Annotated in this window: 14 protein-coding genes; 12 read left to right on the plus strand and 2 right to left on the minus strand. The window is 64.2% G+C overall.

Annotated elements, in window-relative coordinates; translation table 11 throughout:
• Nucleotides 1–244 precede the first annotated feature (244 nt).
• The 12 genes from J7548_RS01345 (at nt 245) to pnuC (ending at nt 13,822) form a co-directional block, all read left to right on the plus strand.
• Complete coding sequence (locus J7548_RS01345; RefSeq protein WP_290969306.1) at nt 245–1,510, plus strand: lipoprotein-releasing ABC transporter permease subunit; 1,266 nt, start codon at nt 245–247, stop codon at nt 1,508–1,510.
• 16 nt (nt 1,511–1,526) lie between these two features.
• On the plus strand, nt 1,527–2,213 hold the full coding sequence (gene lolD / locus J7548_RS01350; RefSeq protein ID WP_290969308.1) for a lipoprotein-releasing ABC transporter ATP-binding protein LolD: 687 nt from the start codon (nt 1,527–1,529) through the stop codon (nt 2,211–2,213).
• 5 nt (nt 2,214–2,218) lie between these two features.
• Nucleotides 2,219–2,833, plus strand: a complete 615-nt coding sequence (locus J7548_RS01355; RefSeq protein WP_290969310.1) for a hypothetical protein — start codon at nt 2,219–2,221, stop codon at nt 2,831–2,833.
• Nucleotides 2,834–2,894: 61 nt separating this feature from the next.
• Nucleotides 2,895–4,067 (plus strand): acetylornithine deacetylase, encoded by a 1,173-nt coding sequence (gene argE, locus J7548_RS01360; RefSeq protein ID WP_290971537.1) that lies wholly within the window; start codon nt 2,895–2,897, stop codon nt 4,065–4,067.
• Between the two features lie 331 nt (nt 4,068–4,398).
• On the plus strand, nt 4,399–5,205 hold the full coding sequence (locus J7548_RS01365; protein WP_290969312.1) for a TatD family hydrolase: 807 nt from the start codon (nt 4,399–4,401) through the stop codon (nt 5,203–5,205).
• The gene (locus J7548_RS01370) at nt 5,205–7,691 is read left to right on the plus strand and encodes a DNA internalization-related competence protein ComEC/Rec2 (protein ID WP_290969314.1); all 2,487 of its coding nucleotides are present in this window, start codon (nt 5,205–5,207) and stop codon (nt 7,689–7,691) included. The genes J7548_RS01365 and J7548_RS01370 overlap by 1 nt, the downstream gene beginning before the upstream one ends.
• 115 nt (nt 7,692–7,806) lie before the next feature.
• Nucleotides 7,807–8,622: an alpha/beta hydrolase gene (locus J7548_RS01375; protein WP_290969315.1), complete on the plus strand. Its 816-nt coding sequence runs from the start codon at nt 7,807–7,809 to the stop codon at nt 8,620–8,622.
• A gap of 140 nt (nt 8,623–8,762) precedes the next feature.
• Complete coding sequence (locus J7548_RS01380; protein ID WP_290969317.1) at nt 8,763–10,418, plus strand: CTP synthase; 1,656 nt, start codon at nt 8,763–8,765, stop codon at nt 10,416–10,418.
• Complete coding sequence (kdsA, locus tag J7548_RS01385) at nt 10,415–11,269, plus strand: 3-deoxy-8-phosphooctulonate synthase (protein ID WP_290969318.1); 855 nt, start codon at nt 10,415–10,417, stop codon at nt 11,267–11,269. The genes J7548_RS01380 and kdsA overlap by 4 nt, the downstream gene beginning before the upstream one ends.
• A gap of 113 nt (nt 11,270–11,382) precedes the next feature.
• Nucleotides 11,383–12,666 carry a phosphopyruvate hydratase gene (eno, locus tag J7548_RS01390; RefSeq protein ID WP_290969321.1) on the plus strand — a complete coding sequence of 428 codons (1,284 nt, stop codon included), beginning with the start codon at nt 11,383–11,385 and terminating at the stop codon, nt 12,664–12,666.
• Nucleotides 12,667–12,724: 58 nt separating this feature from the next.
• A complete protein-coding gene (gene ftsB / locus J7548_RS01395; protein ID WP_290969324.1) occupies nt 12,725–13,114 on the plus strand; it encodes a cell division protein FtsB in 390 nt (129 codons plus the stop codon).
• 90 nt (nt 13,115–13,204) lie between these two features.
• Entirely contained in the window at nt 13,205–13,822 is a 618-nt protein-coding gene (pnuC, locus tag J7548_RS01400) for a nicotinamide riboside transporter PnuC (RefSeq protein WP_290969327.1), read from the plus strand.
• Between the two features lie 24 nt (nt 13,823–13,846).
• Here the strand turns inward: pnuC and J7548_RS01405 are convergent, their stop codons facing one another.
• Nucleotides 13,847–15,445, minus strand: a complete 1,599-nt coding sequence (locus J7548_RS01405) for a GGDEF domain-containing protein (RefSeq protein WP_290969331.1) — start codon at nt 15,443–15,445, stop codon at nt 13,847–13,849.
• A gap of 278 nt (nt 15,446–15,723) precedes the next feature.
• Nucleotides 15,724–16,377 (minus strand): response regulator transcription factor, encoded by a 654-nt coding sequence (locus tag J7548_RS01410; protein WP_290969334.1) that lies wholly within the window; start codon nt 16,375–16,377, stop codon nt 15,724–15,726.
• Nucleotides 16,378–16,411: the final 34 nt, after the last annotated feature.

Consider the following 16,411-nt stretch of genomic DNA (forward strand, 5'->3'; position numbering starts at 1 on the left):
ATAACCAGTTCCGTGCGCAACATCGGCCCGGATGTTGTTGCCTGGAAATGCTGGCCGCAAGGAGCGGATTTTGCGGCGCCGCGAACCTCCGCGCAAAGCCCGACTCTATTCCGGCACGGCGGCGAGCGGGGCGGCCGGGCTGGGCCGGACGGTCCATTCTGTGGCAAACTTCGCGCTTCGCCTGTCGAAATGTGCTGCCGCCGGCGGCGTATTTCATCCAACACGGCCTTCTCTCGGAGCAATTTTGAGTCTAATAAAAAACCTGCCGTTCGAATGGCTGGTCGGCATCCGCTATACGCGCGCCGGCAAGCGCAGCGGCCGCAACAGCTTCATCTCCTTTATTTCCCTCATTTCCATGGCCGGCATCGCGCTCGGCGTGGCCGCGCTGATCGTGGTGCTGTCGGTCATGAACGGCTTCCAGAAGGAAGTGCGCGACCGCATGCTGTCGGTGCTGGCGCATATCGAGGTGTTTGACGCCTCCGGCTCCATGCGCGACTGGCAAGCGGTGGCCAAGCAGACCTTCCAGAACAAGGAAGTGCTGGGCGCTGCGCCCTACGTGGCGGCGCAGGCGATGGTGATGCGCGACGACAACCTGCGCGGCGTGGTGGTGCGCGGCGTGCTGCCGGAAGAGGAGCCCAAGGTTTCCGATGTCGCCAAACAGATCAAGCAGGGCAGTTTCGACGCCCTGAAGCCGGGTGAATTCAATATCGTGCTGGGCGGCGAACTGGCACGCGGACTGCGGGTGGGCATCGGCGACAAGGTGACGCTGATCGCGCCGCAGGGGCAGGTGACGCCGGCCGGCGTGCTGCCGCGCCTGAAACAGTTCACGGTGGGCGGCATCTTCGAGGCCGGGCATTATGAGTTCGACTCCTCGCTGGCCTTCCTCCATCTGCAGGATGCCGAAACCCTGTTCCGCCAGGATGCGCCGACCGGCGTGCGGCTGCGCATCCGCGACATGCTGCAGGCGCCGCAGGTGACCCGGGAGCTGGCTTCCACGCTGACCGGCGACCTCTACCTGCGCGACTGGTCGCAGCAGAACAGCAACTGGTTCGCGGCGGTCAAGACCGAGAAGCGCATGATGTTCATCATCCTGACCCTGATCATCGCGGTGGCCGCCTTCAACCTGGTGTCGACGCTGGTGATGACGGTCACCGACAAGCAGGCCGACATCGCCATCCTGCGCACGCTGGGCGCTTCGCCCGGCTCCATCATGAAGATCTTCGTGATCCAGGGCGCGCTGGTGGGCCTGGTCGGCACCGCCATCGGCGTCGGCCTGGGCGTGCTGGTGGCGCTCAATATCGATGTGGTGGTGCCGGCCATCGAGCGCCTGTTCCATGTGCAGTTCCTGCCCAAGAGCATCTATGTGATTTCCGAGCTGCCTTCGCAGTTGATCTGGTCCGATGTCTACACCATCGGCGGCGTGGCGGTGGTGCTGGCTTTCCTGGCGACGCTGTATCCGAGCTGGGCCGCGGCCCGCGTCAAACCGGCGGAGGCGCTGCGCTATGAGTAACACGACAGGTCAGGCAATGAACGACAAGCAAGTGGTGCTGGCCGCGCGCGGCCTGGGCAAGACATTCACGCAGGGCAAGTATTCGGTCAAGGTGCTGGCCGGCATCGACATCGATGTGCGCCATGGAGAGCAGGTCGCCATCGTCGGCGCTTCCGGTTCCGGCAAGTCAACCCTGCTGCATCTGCTGGGCGGGCTGGATACGCCGACGGCCGGTTCGGTCACGTTGCAGGGCCAGGACTTCGCCGGTCTGGGCGAGGCGGCGCGCGGCGAGCTGCGCAACAAGTCGCTGGGCTTCGTCTACCAGTTCCACCATCTGCTGCCGGAATTCTCGGCGTTGGACAACGTGGCCATGCCGCTGCTGATCCGCCGCGTCAGGCGCGAACAGGCGCAGCAGCAGGCGCGCGAGATCCTGGCCCGGGTCGGCTTGGAACAGCGCGTCTCGCACGTGCCGGGCGAACTGTCCGGCGGCGAACGCCAGCGCGTGGCCCTGGCGCGCGCGCTGGTGACGCATCCGGCCTGCGTGCTGGCCGACGAGCCGACCGGCAACCTCGACCGCGGCACCGCCGACAAGACGTTTGAATTGATGATCGAGCTGTCGCAGAAGCTGGGCACGGCCTTTGTGATCGTGACCCATGACAACGACCTGGCCGGGCGCTGTGGCAGGGTGCTGCGGCTGTCGGAACAGGGCCTGCGACAGGACTGAAACATTTGACCAACCTGGATTGCGACTGGGGAGCAATGAGCAAGAAGACAATCAAGTGTGCGCTGTTGGCAGCGATGCTGCTCAACGCATTGGAAACGCGAGCGGAGTCGCTGCGTGTGCAGGTACCGGCTCCGTACGCGGACAATGCTCCGGTGATGGATCGCATCCGCGAGGAATGCGCTGTGGAAGAGATGGTGGGCAACTACGTGTTTCGCCACGTGGCGCAGAAGTATCCGGATGCTTTGCAGGTTTCCGATCCTGCCGAGCTCGACAAGGGGCGTGTGCTCAAGCTCACCGTACTGTCGGTGCAGGGCGTGGGAGGCGGCGGCTGGAGCGGTTCCAAGGCGATTCTGGTGCGCGGCGACTTGATGCAGGATGGGAAGGTAGTACGTTCCGCCGTGCAGCGCGATCATTCGCGTGGCGGCATGTGGGGCGGCATGCGTGGCACATGCGGGATTCTCGAGATCGTCGCCGACTCGCTGGGCAAGCAATTCACCGCTTGGCTGGGACGCATGGAAGGGCTGCAGCCGACAGTAGTACCGGCCGCCGCTACGTTCCATGAGCCACCGGCCGTGGCTGAAACGCAGGGCGCGGGCGGCAATCCTCAATCAGCGCCATAATGTAGTTTTGGTTCGTCTTCGGCGGGCCGGTCTTTTTTATTTGTTGAATGGCAAGAACATGATGAATACCCGTCAATGGCTGGAAACGCTGGTCGGCTTCGATACCACCAGCCGCAATTCCAACCTGGAGCTGATCGCCGCGCTGCGCGACAGCCTGGAGCAGCAGGGCATCAAGCCCTGGTTCGCCCATAACAAGGAAAAAACCAAGGCCAACCTGTTCGCCACGCTGCCGGCTACTACCGGCCCCAACGCGGGCGCGACCCAGGGCGGCATCGTCCTGTCCGGGCATACCGACGTGGTGCCGGTGGACGGCCAGAAGTGGGATACCGACCCGTTCAAGCTGGTCGAAAAGGATGGCGCACTGTATGGGCGCGGCACTTGCGACATGAAGGGCTTCATCGCCACCGCGATGGCCCTGACGCCGGAATTCCTGGCCATGCCGCGTACCAAGCCGATGCACCTGGCGTTCTCGTTCGATGAGGAAATCGGCTGCATCGGCGCGCCGGTGATGCTGGAGGAAATCGTCAAGCGAGGCATCAAGGTCGACGGCTGCGTGGTGGGCGAACCCACCAGCATGAACGTGGTGGTGGCGCACAAGGGCATCAACGTGTTCGCCTGCAAGGTGCACGGCAAGTCGGCCCACTCCTCGCTTACGCCCCAGGGCTGCAACGCCATCGAATACGCCGCGCGCATGATCTGCGCCATCCGCGATTTCGCTGACGCCTACAAGGCCAACGGTCCGTACGACCAGTTCTTCGACGTGCCGTTCACCACCATGACCACCAACCAGATCCGCGGCGGCATCGCGGTCAACACGATCCCCGAGCTGTGCGAATTCACCTATGAGTTCCGCAACCTGCCGGGCATGACCGTGGCCGACATCCAGGCACAGATTGATGTCTACGTGCGCGACGTGCTGCTGCCGAAGATGAAGGCAGAGTTCGCCGATGCCCGCATCGAGATCGATAATTTCGCCGGCAGCCCGGCGCTGGAAGCGGCCGAGCAGGCGGCGATCACCGAGCTGGTGCGGGCGCTGACCGGCGACCGCCAGACGCGCAAGGTGGCCTATGGCACCGAGGCCGGCCTGTTCCAGCAGATCGGTATCCCGACCATCGTGTGCGGCCCCGGCAGCATCGACAATGCGCACAAGCCCAACGAGTTCGTGACGCTGGCGCAACTGGACCACTGCGAACAGTTCCTGCGCAAGCTGGGCAAGTCGCTGGAAGCTGCTTAGAACCTGTTTACAAGGCCCAAGTGGAAAAAGGACGCAAGCGATTGCGTCCTTTTTATTTATCGTGCCTGCCTTTTCGAGGGCGATACAGGCCGGGGCTGATCCGGGTTAAATCGGGTTTGCCCGTCTCTTTACGCATGTTAAGGGTCGCAAGCGGCGGTTAAACGGTAAACTCCTGCTTCTGGATCCGGAGCGATTCCGGGTATGCTGCATTAAAAAAATACGCTTCGGGGGAAGCATGCCAGCGCGATAACGGCGGCCCGGCCCTCTTTGCGTGCGCCAGCCGGCGGCTTAACGTATTTTTATCGGGTCATCACGCCATACCAGTACGCACATGTGGGTCGACACGCACTGCCATCTCGACGCCGGGGAATTCGGCGGACATTCCGTTTCCATCGCCGGCGATGCGGCGCGGGCCGGCGTGCGGGCGATCGTGATACCGGCCATCGCGCGGGTCAATTTCGGCACAGTGGCGCAGTTGGCGCGCGAAGCGGGCAACGGCGTCTATGCGCTGGGCATCCATCCGATGTATGTGCCGACAGCCAGGGAGTCCGACCTGCAGGCGTTGCGCGCCGCCATCGAAGCCGCCTTGGATGACCCCCTTTTCGTCGGCATCGGCGAGATCGGGCTGGATTTCTTCGTGCCTGAACTGAAGGAAACGCCGTTGCGCGAGAAGCAGGAATTCTTCTTTGCCGAGCAGTTGAAGCTGGCCCGTGATTTCGGGCTGCCGGTGCTGCTGCATGTGCGCCGTTCGCAGGACATCATCCTGAAATACCTGCGCCGCATCCGCGTGCCGGGCGGCATCGCGCATGCCTTCAACGGCAGCGAGCAGCAGGCGCGGGCGTTCATCGAACTGGGCTTGCGCCTGGGCTTCGGCGGCGCCATGACATTCCCGCGCTCGCTGCAGATCCGCCGGCTGGCGGCCGAACTGCCGCTGTCGTCGATTGTGCTGGAGACCGACGCCCCCGATATCGCCCCCGCCTGGCGCCATCCCGGCGTCAATACGCCGGACCAGATCCCGCGCATCGGCGAAGTGCTGGCCGGGCTGCGCGGCATGCTGCCGGCGGAAGTCGCCGCCGCCACCTCCGCCAATGCACTGGCCGTCTTGCCGCGGCTGGCTTCTTCCGGATTGGGCTTCTGATGCGCAGTGTGATCATCGGCTTTGCCTTCGGCATCGGTTTGCTGCAGATGCAGGCGCGGCTGCCCGGCATCGAGTGGTACGCGGTCGGCCTGGTGCTGGCCGGACTGCTGGCGTTCACCGCGTGGAAATTCTGGCAACCCTATCTGCGCATCCCGTTGCTGCTCACCTGTGGCGCCTGGGTGGGTTTTTTGTGGGCCGCGGCTTTCGCGAACTATTACCTTGAGCAGGAGCTGCCGCCGGCATGGGAGGGCAGGGACGTGACCGTGATCGGCACCGTGGCCGACCTGCCGGACCGCAATGCGCAGGGCGTGCGCTTTCGTTTCGATGTCGAACAGGTGGTGCTGCAGGGGACGGTGAAGCCGCCGGTGCCGCCCAGACTGGCGCTGGCGTGGTACGGCAACCGCCGTTACCAGGCGCCGGTCGAGGATGGCGAGGGAACGTTGCCGGCGCCGCAGGCGACGGCCGAGATCCGGCCCGGCGAACGCTGGCGGCTGACGGTGCGCCTGAAGCGCCCGCACGGCAACGCCAATCCGGATGGATTCGATTACGAGCTGTGGCTGTTGCAGGACGACGTGCGCGCCACCGGTTATGTGGTGGGCGCGCCGGCTGCGGCCGGCGCCCCGGCGAGCGCGGCCAACCGGCGTCTCGACGCTTTCGTCTGGACCCCGTCCAACGCCGTCGAATACGCGCGCGGCTGGCTGCGCGACCGCATCCTGGCGGCATTGCCGGGTGAACCGTACGCGCCGGTGGTGGCGGCGCTGGTCATGGGCGACCAGCGCGGCATCAGCCAATCCGACTGGAGCATCTTCAATCGCACCGGCATCGGCCACCTGATGGCCATTTCCGGCCTGCACATCACCATGTTGGCGGCCTTGTGCGGCGGCCTGGCGAGCTGGCTGTGGCGGCGTTCGTTCTTTACCGGCGCGCAGTTGCCGCTGCTGCTGCCGGCGCAGAAGGTGGCGGTCATCGCCGGCATGCTCACGGCGATCCTGTATGTCTTGCTGGCCGGCTTCGGCGTGCCGGCGCAGCGCACGCTGTACATGCTGGTGGTGGTCGGCATCGCCTTCTGGAGCGGTCGCATCACGCGCGTGTCGGTAGTGCTGTGCCTGGCGCTGGGGCTGGTGCTGCTGCTCGATCCCTGGTCGCTGATGTGGCCGGGCTTCTGGCTGTCGTTCGGCGCCGTGGCCCTGCTGATGTACGGCACGGTCGGGCGCATGCAGCCGGGCCGCGCGATGGAGGCGGCCGCGCGTACCCAATGGTGGCAGAAGCTGTGGCTGGCGACCAAGGCCGGCGCCCAGGCCCAGTACATCATCACGCTCGGCCTGGTGCCGCTGACGGTGTTGCTGTTCGGCCAATATTCGTTGGTCAGCCCGATCGCCAACGCTGTCGCTATCCCGCTGGTGGGGCTGGTGGTCACGCCGCTGTCGCTCTTGGGCAGCGTGTTGCCGGCCTTCGCCGCCGGGTGGGTGCTGCAGATACCGCACCAGTTGCTGGCGTGGCTGGCCGAATTCCTGGGCTGGTTGAACGCGATGCCTTTCGCGGTATGGGAGACGCCGCTGCCGAGTTGGTGGATGTTCCTGCTGGCGTTGGGCGGTACGCTGCTGGTGCTGGCGCCGCGCGGCTGGCCGGCCCGCTGGCTGGGCGTGTTCGGCTGGCTGCCGCTGCTGTTGAACGGGCCCTCGGCGCCGCCCGACGGCAGCATGCGCGTCACCGCCTTCGACATCGGGCAAGGCATGGCGCTGCTGGTGGAGACGCCGGGCCACCGCCTGCTGTACGACACCGGCCCGTATTACACGCCACAATCCGACGGCGCTACCCGGGTGCTGCTGCCTTACTTGCGCGCGCGCGGCATCGACCGGCTCGACCGGGTGGTTATCTCGCATAGCGATATCGACCACTCCGGCGGCGCCTTGTCGCTGTTCAAGGGCGTGCGGGTCGACAGCGTCTATTCGTCGCTGGCCGCCGACAGCCCCATCGTCAAGGCGGCGCCGGCGCACCGGCGCTGCGTGGCGGGGCAGTCGTGGAACTGGGACGGCATCGGCTTCACCATGCTGCATCCGGCGCCGGCGATCTATGACAGCGACAAATGGAAACCCAATGCGCTTAGCTGCGTGCTGAAGGTGCAGATCGGGCGCCAGTCGATCCTGCTAGCCGGCGATGCCGAGGCGATACAGGAAGACCAGATGCTCAACGGCGCCATGGCCGAGCAGTTGCCGTCGACGGTGCTGCTGGCGCCGCATCACGGCAGCAGGACTTCCTCGACCGAGCCGTTCCTGCGCGCCGTGCGGCCGGAGGCGGCGATCTTCCAGGTCGGTTACCGCAATCGCTTCAACCATCCCAATCCGGAAGTCTTTGAGCGCTACCAGCGCCTGGGCATCCGCCGTTTGCGCACCGATGAATCGGGGGCGGTGACCGTCACCTTCGGCGACCAGTTGGGCGTGGAGGAATACCGCAAGGCGCATCGGCGCTACTGGTACGGGCGTTAAAGCCCGTTAAGAATGCTGCCAGGGGCGCGCATTTCGCGATCCGGGAAAATAGCACGCTTGCGGTCGTCGCGGTTTTGCTATGCTGCCGCCAGAGCCTTTCTCCGATTCCGTTTCCATGAGTTTGCCCATCCTGCATTTCGCCCATGCCAACAGCTACCCGGCGGGTACCTATGGCATGTTTTTCGAACAACTGCGCCAACACTATGACGTGCGGGCGCTGGCCATGCATGCCCACAATCCGCGCTACCCGGTCGATGACGGCTGGCGCAAGCTCACGCGCGAACTGATCGAGGAGCTGGAGCGCAATTATCGCGAACCGGTGATCCTGGTCGGCCATTCGATGGGCGGCATCCTGTCGCTGATGGCCGCGCGCAAGCGGCCCGACCTGGCGCGCTGCGTAGTGCTGCTGGATTCGCCGGTGGTGGCCGGCTGGCGCGCGCAGGCGTTGCGCGTGGTCAAGCTGCTCAAGTTCGAAACCAAACGCTCGCCGTCGGTGGCGTCGAGCAAGCGGCGCAACGCCTGGCCCGACATGGAGGCCGCCTATCAGCATTACGCCGCCAAGGCCATGTTCGCCGCCTGGCCGCAGCGGGTGCTGCGCGACTACGTCGAACATGGCACCGCGCCCAACGAAGACGGCAGCGTGCGCCTGCGCTTCACGCGCGAGGCCGAGACCGCGGTCTACCGTACCATTCCGCATCATCTGGGTTGCCTGACCCGGCGGCCTTATCCGGTACCCATCGGCTTCGTCGGCGGCACCGACTCGGTGGAGTGCCGCCTGGCCGGGCTGGACGCCACCAAACGGCTGGTCGGCAAGCATTTCCGCCAGATTCCGGGCGGCCACCTGTTCCCGATGGAGTCGCCAACGCCGGCGGCGCAGGCCACCCACGAGATGATCCAGGAGCTCCTGCAGGCGGGAAGGGCGTCGAACTAGACGGGAAGCTCCGGGTGCGGTGTTTTCCCCATGCAAGTTTCGCTTCGGCGAGACAGATATCGGCAAGGGGGATTAAAAATACGTGCGCTTTTGGGGTATAATTTGAATTTCCCGCATGTGCCGTTCGGCACTCACCTGTAATGACCAAGTTTGTATTTGTCACTGGCGGCGTCGTGTCTTCCCTGGGTAAAGGGATTGCCGCCGCATCCCTGGCTGCCATCCTCGAATCGCGCGGCCTCAAAGTCACCCTCCTCAAGCTCGATCCCTACATCAACGTCGACCCCGGCACGATGAGCCCGTTGCAGCACGGCGAAGTGTTCGTCACCGACGACGGCGCCGAGACCGACCTCGACCTGGGCCACTATGAGCGCTTCATCTCCGCGAAGATGAAGAAGGTGAACAACTTCACCACCGGCCAGGTCTACGAATCGGTGATCCGCAAGGAACGCCGCGGCGAGTACCTGGGCAAGACCGTGCAGGTGATCCCGCACATCACCAACGAGATCCAGGAATTCATCCATCGCGGCGCCGAAGGCTACGATGTTGCCCTGGTGGAAATCGGCGGCACCGTCGGCGACATCGAGTCGCTGCCGTTCCTCGAAGCCGCGCGCCAGCTGAGCCTGCGCTCGGGCCGCAACGCCACCGCCTTCGTCCACCTGACGCTGGTGCCGTTCCTGGCATCGGCCGGCGAACTCAAGACCAAGCCGACCCAGCACAGCGTGCAGAAGCTGCGCGAAATCGGTATCTTGCCGGACGCGCTGCTGTGCCGCGCCGACCGCCGCATCCCGGACGACGAGCGCGACAAGATCTCGCTGTTCTCCAACGTCGCCGCCGACGCCGTCATTTCGGTGTGGGACGCGGATACCATCTATAAGATTCCGCAGATGCTGCACGACCAGGGTTTGGATACCATCATCTGCGAAAAGCTGGGCCTGTCGCCGAAGCCGGCCGACCTGTCGATGTGGGACAAGCTGATCGACGCGCAGAACAACCCGTCGCACGAAGTGACCATCGGCATGGTCGGCAAGTACGTCGACCTGACCGAATCGTACAAGTCGCTGACCGAAGCGCTGCGCCACGCCGGCATCCATACCGGCAGCCGCGTGAACATCGAGTACCTGGATTCGGAAGAGATCGAAGCCAACGGCACCGCCGGCCTCGCCAAGTACGACGCGATCCTGGTGCCGGGCGGTTTCGGCAAGCGCGGCGTGGAAGGCAAGATCGCCGCCGCCCGCTATGCCCGCGAGAACAAGGTGCCGTACCTGGGCATCTGCCTGGGCATGCAGGTGGCGCTGCTGGAATACGCGCGCAACAAGGCCGGCCTGACCAAGGCCAACTCGACCGAGTTCGATCCGGATACCGAACAGCCGGTGGTGGCCCTGATCGACGAGTGGCAGAACCACGACGGCAAGGTCGAGCGCCGCGACGAGAATTCCGACCTGGGCGGCACCATGCGCCTGGGCGCGCAGACCTGTGCGGTCAAGCCGGGCACGCTGGCGGCAGAAATTTATGGGGAGACGGTGACCGAACGTCACCGTCACCGTTACGAAGCAAACAATTTTTATCTCGGCCGCGTGGAAGAGGCCGGCATGGTCGTGTCGGCGCGCACGCCGACCGAAGACCTGTGCGAAATCATGGAGCTGCCGCGCACCGGCGAGAACGCCCACCCGTTCTACATCGGCGTGCAGTACCACCCGGAGTTCAAGTCGACTCCGCGTGACGGCCATCCGCTGTTCATTTCGTACATCCGTGCCGCGCTGGCGCACCACGATGCGGCCGCAAAGGGCAAAGCATGAAACTCTGCGGTTTTGAGGCCGGCCTCGACCAGCCGTTCTTCCTGATTGCCGGCACCTGCGTCATCGAGTCGGAACAGATGGCGCTCGATACCGCCGGCACCTTGAAGGAAATCACCGGCGAACTGGGCATCCCGTTCATCTACAAGTCGTCCTTCGACAAGGCCAACCGCTCCTCGGGCACCTCGTTCCGCGGCCTGGGCATGGAGAAGGGCCTGGAGATCCTGGCCAAGGTCAAGAAGGAGATCGGCGTGCCGGTCTTGACCGACATCCACGAGATCGACGAGATCAAGCCGGTCGCCGCCGTGGTCGACGTGCTGCAGACGCCGGCCTTCCTGTGCCGCCAGACCGACTTCATCCGCGCCTGCGCGCAGTCGGGCAAGCCGGTCAACATCAAGAAGGGCCAGTTCCTGGCGCCGCACGACATGGTCAACGTGATCGACAAGGCACGCGCCGCCGCCAAGGAAGCCGGCCTGCCGACCGACCAGTTCATGGCCTGCGAACGCGGTGTGTCCTTCGGCTACAACAACCTGGTCTCGGACATGCGCAGCCTTGCGATCATGCGCGAGACCGGCGCGCCGGTGGTGTTCGACGCCACCCACTCGGTGCAGTTGCCGGGCGGGCAGGGCACGTCTTCGGGCGGCCAGCGCGAGTTCGTGCCGGTGCTGGCGCGCGCCGCGATCGCCACCGGCGTCGCCGGCGTGTTCATGGAAACCCATCCGAACCCGGACGAAGCCAAGTCGGACGGCCCCAACGCCGTGCCGCTGGCGCGCATGAAGGACCTGCTGGGCACGATGATCGAGCTGGACCGCATCGTGAAAAAAGCCGGCTTCCTGGAAAACAATTTTTCCTGATCGCGCGTGAAACGGCTGCCAGGCTGGAGTCCGGCAGCCGTTTCATCATTGGAAGAGCCCCGTTGCCGGGGCGCCTTTGCCGACAATTTTTAAAACCTTGATGGAGATTTGGAATGAGTGCAATCGTTGATATCATCGGCCGCGAAGTGATCGATTCGCGCGGTAACCCCACCGTTGAATGCGACGTGCTGCTGGAATCGGGCGTGCTGGGCCGCGCCGCCGTGCCGTCGGGCGCCTCCACCGGTTCGCGCGAAGCGATCGAACTGCGCGACGGCGACAAGAGCCGCTACTTCGGCAAGGGCGTGCTGCAAGCCTGTGAAAACATCAACACCGAAATCTCCGAAGCCATCATGGGCCTGGACGCCAACGAACAGGCTTTCCTGGACCGCACCCTGATCGACCTGGACGGCACCGAGAACAAGAGCCGCCTGGGCGCCAACGCCATGCTGGCCGTGTCGATGGCGGTGGCCAAGGCCGCCGCAGAAGAGTCGGGCCTGCCGCTGTACCGCTATTTCGGCGGCAGCGGTTCGATGCAGATGCCGGTGCCGATGATGAACGTCATCAACGGCGGCGCGCACGCCGACAACAACCTGGACCTGCAAGAGTTCATGATCATCCCGGTGGGCGCACCGAGCTTCCGTGAAGCGCTGCGCTACGGCGCCGAAGTGTTCCACACCCTGAAGAAGATCCTGCACGACCGCGGCCTGGCGACTTCGGTCGGCGACGAAGGCGGTTTCGCTCCCAACGTGGCCAGCCACGAAGACGCCATCAAGCTGATCATCGAAGCCATCGAGAAGGCCGGCTACGAGCCGGGCACCCAGGTCGCCCTGGGCCTGGACTGCGCCGCTTCCGAATACTACAAGGATGGCAACTACCACCTGGCCGGCGAAAACATGGTGCTGACCCCGGCGCAGAAGGTCGGCCTGCTGGCATCGTGGTGCGACAAGTACCCGATCATCAGCATCGAAGACGGCATGGCCGAGAACGACTGGGCCGGCTGGAAGCTGCTGACCGAAACCCTGGGCAAGAAGGTGCAATTGGTGGGCGACGACCTGTTCGTGACCAACACCAAGATCCTGAAGGAAGGCATCGACAAGGGCATCGCCAACTCGATCCTGATCAAGATCAACCAGATCGGCACCCTGACCGAGACCTTCGCCGCCATCGAAATGGCCAAGCGCGCCGGCTACACCGCCGTGATCTCGCACCGTTCGGGCGAAACCGAAGACTCGACCATCGCCGACATCGCCGTGGGCATGAACGCGCTGCAGATCAAGACCGGCTCGATGTCGCGTTCGGACCGCATGGCCAAGTACAACCAGCTGCTGCGCATCGAAGAGGATCTGGGCGATATCGCCACCTATCCGGGCCGCGCTGCGTTCTACAACCTGAAGTAACAGCGTGGCGGCGCATGCTTTGAACCTGAAGCATGCGCCGCGCTGAAAGCTCCCGGCTATGCGCCTGATCATCCTTTGCCTGTCCGTCCTGCTGGTGCTGATACAGTACCCGTTGTGGCTGGGCAAGGGCGGATGGTTCAAGGTCTGGGAGCTTGACCGCCAGGTGCAGCAGGCGCACAAGAAGAACGACGAGCTCAAGGAGCGCAACGATAAGCTGGCTTCCGAAGTCGACGACCTGAAGCAGAGCAAGGGCGCGGTCGAGGAGCGCGCGCGTTTCGAACTGGGGATGATCAAGCAGAACGAGGTCTTCATCCAGGTGCTGGACGGCGCGTCCGGCAAGCCTTTCGCCTCGGCCAATCCGAATCCATACATGCCTGACTCCGGCCAGCCCGGGAGCGTTTCCGTTCCTGCCGCGGCGCCATCGGGCGCAGCCGGGGCGGCGCGCTAGCGGCAGCCGGCGCCGGCCATCGGCGCGGGAAGCGTTCCGCCTATTCCTGCCGGTTTCCCATCATTTTCTTACCGTTCCTGATCCAAGCGAATGTCGATCGATACGCCGCTGTCGCTGTTCGGCCTGAGCACCACGCCGCTGGAGCTGGTTTCCTTCCTGCTGGCGCTGATCACGGTCTGGCTCAACATCCGCCAGAACCACTGGGCCTGGCTGTTCGCCATCCTGTCTTCGCTGCTGTATGCGGCGGTATTCACCGATGCCCGCCTGTATGGCGACGCCGGCTTGCAATTCGTCTTCGTCGCGGTATCCGTCTGGGGCTGGTACCAGTGGCTGCGCGGCGGTGAGCAGCACCGGCCGTTGCAGGTGTCCTATCTGGAGCGCGACGGTTGGGCATGGGCGCTGGCCGGTTGGCTGGCGGGATTTGCGTTCCTGTCCTGGTTCCTGCACCGCTATACCGATACCGACGTGCCGCATATGGACGCCTTCCTTACCGCCGGCAGCCTGGTCGGGCAATTCCTGCTGTCGCGCAAGAAGATCGAAAACTGGCTGGTGTGGATCCTGGTGGATGTGCTGTACGTCGGCCTTTACCTGTACAAGCACCTGGCGCTGACGGCCATGCTGTATGGCCTGTTCGTCGCCATGGCGGCGGCCGGCTGGCGGCGCTGGCGGCGCGCCGAAAAACAAGGCCGGGATCCTGTCCCGGCCTGATTCCATTCCTGATTCCTATACGGACTATGCCGCAGGCAGGGCGTCCGGCGCCGGCGGATCGGCGAAAACGATGCGGTTCTTGCCGGCGTTCTTGGCCTTGTAGAGGGCCACATCGGCGCGCTTGATCAGTTGCGCCTGGGTTTCGCCCTTGTGGTGCTCGGCCACGCCGGCGCTGAAGGTGATCAGCAGGCGCTGGCTTTCGTGCATGAAGATGCGCTTGGTCAGTTCGCGCTGCACCCGGGTGATGATCTGGACCGCATCGTGCGGCTCGGTTTCCGGCATCAGCACGATGAATTCCTCGCCGCCGAAGCGGGCGATCACATCCAGCTTGCGCAGCGTCTCCCGGATCACCTTGACCAGGTGGACCAACACTTCGTCGCCGGCGGCATGGCCGTGGGTATCGTTGATGCGCTTGAAGTCGTCAAGGTCCAGCAGGGCGATGCACAGCGGCGTGTCGCGCCGTTCGGCGTTGGTGATCTCGCGGTCCAGCGACTCGTCCATGCCGCGCCGGTTCAGGCTGCCGGTAAGCTGGTCTTCGCGCACCAGCTCGCCCATCTGCACCAGTTGGTTTTCCAGCGCCAGGATGCGCTCCTCGGCCTTTTCCACTTCCTGCCGCGCATCTTCCATGGCGTCGCGCGAACGGATGGTTTCTTCCTGCGCGTTCTGGGTTTCGCGCATGATCTCGGTGAGCACCGTATTGAGGTCGCTGATGTTGCCGGCCTGGCTGATCTGCTGCGAGAAGCCGCTGATGGTCTTCTGGTAGTTGCTGGTGGTGGAGACCATCGCCGAGAGCCGGTCGACGAAGGTCAGCATCATGTTCTTAACCACCACCTTTTCCTCGGCCAGCGTGTTCTTCAGCAGGCCTTGCTTGTAGATCACTTCCTTCAGGTTCTTGGTGGCGTCGGCCAGCGAAGTCTGGCTGATCGGGCCGGCGATCAGGGCCTGCACGGTCTCGATCTGGCCGGAGAGCCAGGAACCTTGCTCCAGCAGCCCGTTGATGTTTTCCAGCAGGAGCTGGAACAGGCGCATCAGCAGTTCCTGCTGCTGCGCCATGTCGTCGGTCTTGAGTTCGATCTGGAAGCTCAGTTGCTTGACGCGCGCGATGACCTCGTTCATCGCCTGTTCGGAGAAGGCGGTCTTCAAGTCCTGGCCGCTGGATTTGGATTCGTTGGCCAGTTCCGGCGCATTTTCCAGCAGCGAGGGCAGGTTGAACACCAGCACCCGCGCCAGCACTTCGCGCAGCATCTTTTCCTTCTTGCTGTCGCGGATGAATTGCCGCTCCAGGTCCACCGGCACCAGTTCTCCGCGCGGGACGACAGGGCGGCCGTACCAGTTTTCCTCCGCGAATTCGCTGAGCTGGCGCGCGTACTCCGTCCAGTCGTTGCTTTCCTGGGCGCGCACCAGGCGGGTTCCCAGCAGGCCGTTTTCGCCCGGCTGCTTGGCCAGGCTGGCGGCGAAGTCGGCCAGGACGGTTTCGGCCCGCATTTCGGGCTGGTTGCCCAGGATTTCCTCGTAGGCGATGCGATAGGCTTCCGGGGTCGGGGCGATGCGGCGGGTGCCGAGGCGCTGGAAGGCCTCGCGAGCGATTTCGACAGGGGTAAGCGTGGGCGTTTTCTTGGACATGCCGGCTGACAATATTGTTGGCTGCTTTGTATGGCTTTGTATTTATATCACTGCGACAAGGCGCATTTCGTCCGCTGGTAACGGATCATCCGGCCTTTCCTTTAGCGTTTGGAAAAGTACACGGCCTGCTCCAAGGCTTATTGGCATCCTCGATCGTGTACGGGCAGCGCGTTGCGAGGCGGGCGGACGGCCGGAAGTATCGATCCATTTTACGCCAGGCATCCTGGCGCCGAGTGTTTTTTATGGCGGGGAAAAATCACCGGATGGGAATGTCTCTTTTATTCCACCAGGTCGTTTTTCAGAGCGTAGTGGGTGAGTTCGGCGTTGTGCCGCATCTTCATCTTGGCCAGCACCCGGGAGCGGTACATGCTGATGGTCTTCACCGAGAGCGAGAGGTCGGCAGCGATATCACCGACGGTCTTGCCGGAGGCGATCATGATCATGGTCTGGTATTCGCGGTCCGAAAGCGTCTCGTGCAGCGGCGTCTCATGGTCGAAACCGATCTGGTTGGCCAGCTCCTGCGCCAGGGACGGGCTGATGTATTTGCGTCCGGCCGCAGCCTGGCGGATGGCGGCCAGCAGTTCGGACGGCGCCAGCTGCTTGTTGAGGAAGCCGGCCGCGCCGGCCCGCAGCGCGCGGATCGCGTACTGGTCTTCACGATGGATGGACAGCACCAGCACCGGCAATTGCGGATGCTCCTTGCGGATCTGCTTGAGGATGTCGATGCCGTTGCGGTCGGGCAGGACGATGTCCAGCAGCATCACGTCGCCATTGCCGGTGCGCGCCAGCTTGACCGCTTCCACGCCGTTGGCGGCATTGCCGGCCACGACGATGTCCTTGGCGCCGGCGCAGATCTGGCGTAAGCCTTCCCGCACGATGGCGTGGTCGTCGGCGATCAGGACCTTGATGGCTGCAGTGGCTTTCTTGCTCATGGGCGGGACGTATCGATCCTCTGTATGTGGCGAG

Source organism: Herbaspirillum sp. (assembly GCF_017744395.1).
Taxonomy (GTDB): domain Bacteria; phylum Pseudomonadota; class Gammaproteobacteria; order Burkholderiales; family Burkholderiaceae_D; genus Herbaspirillum.

What these genes read in the sequence shown, in the direction of transcription:
- lolD (WP_290969308.1), top strand. Translation starts at nt 1,527, where the DNA reads ATGAACGACAAGCAAGTGGTGCTGGCCGCGCGCGGCCTGGGCAAGACA.
- argE (WP_290971537.1), top strand. Translation starts at nt 2,895, where the DNA reads ATGAATACCCGTCAATGGCTGGAAACGCTGGTCGGCTTCGATACCACC.
- J7548_RS01365 (WP_290969312.1), top strand. Translation starts at nt 4,399, where the DNA reads ATGTGGGTCGACACGCACTGCCATCTCGACGCCGGGGAATTCGGCGGA.
- J7548_RS01370 (WP_290969314.1), top strand. Translation starts at nt 5,205, where the DNA reads ATGCGCAGTGTGATCATCGGCTTTGCCTTCGGCATCGGTTTGCTGCAG.
- J7548_RS01375 (WP_290969315.1), top strand. Translation starts at nt 7,807, where the DNA reads ATGAGTTTGCCCATCCTGCATTTCGCCCATGCCAACAGCTACCCGGCG.
- J7548_RS01380 (WP_290969317.1), top strand. Translation starts at nt 8,763, where the DNA reads ATGACCAAGTTTGTATTTGTCACTGGCGGCGTCGTGTCTTCCCTGGGT.
- kdsA (WP_290969318.1), top strand. Translation starts at nt 10,415, where the DNA reads ATGAAACTCTGCGGTTTTGAGGCCGGCCTCGACCAGCCGTTCTTCCTG.
- eno (WP_290969321.1), top strand. Translation starts at nt 11,383, where the DNA reads ATGAGTGCAATCGTTGATATCATCGGCCGCGAAGTGATCGATTCGCGC.
- ftsB (WP_290969324.1), top strand. Translation starts at nt 12,725, where the DNA reads ATGCGCCTGATCATCCTTTGCCTGTCCGTCCTGCTGGTGCTGATACAG.
- pnuC (WP_290969327.1), top strand. Translation starts at nt 13,205, where the DNA reads ATGTCGATCGATACGCCGCTGTCGCTGTTCGGCCTGAGCACCACGCCG.
- J7548_RS01405 (WP_290969331.1), bottom strand. Translation starts at nt 15,445, where the DNA reads ATGTCCAAGAAAACGCCCACGCTTACCCCTGTCGAAATCGCTCGCGAG.
- J7548_RS01410 (WP_290969334.1), bottom strand. Translation starts at nt 16,377, where the DNA reads ATGAGCAAGAAAGCCACTGCAGCCATCAAGGTCCTGATCGCCGACGAC.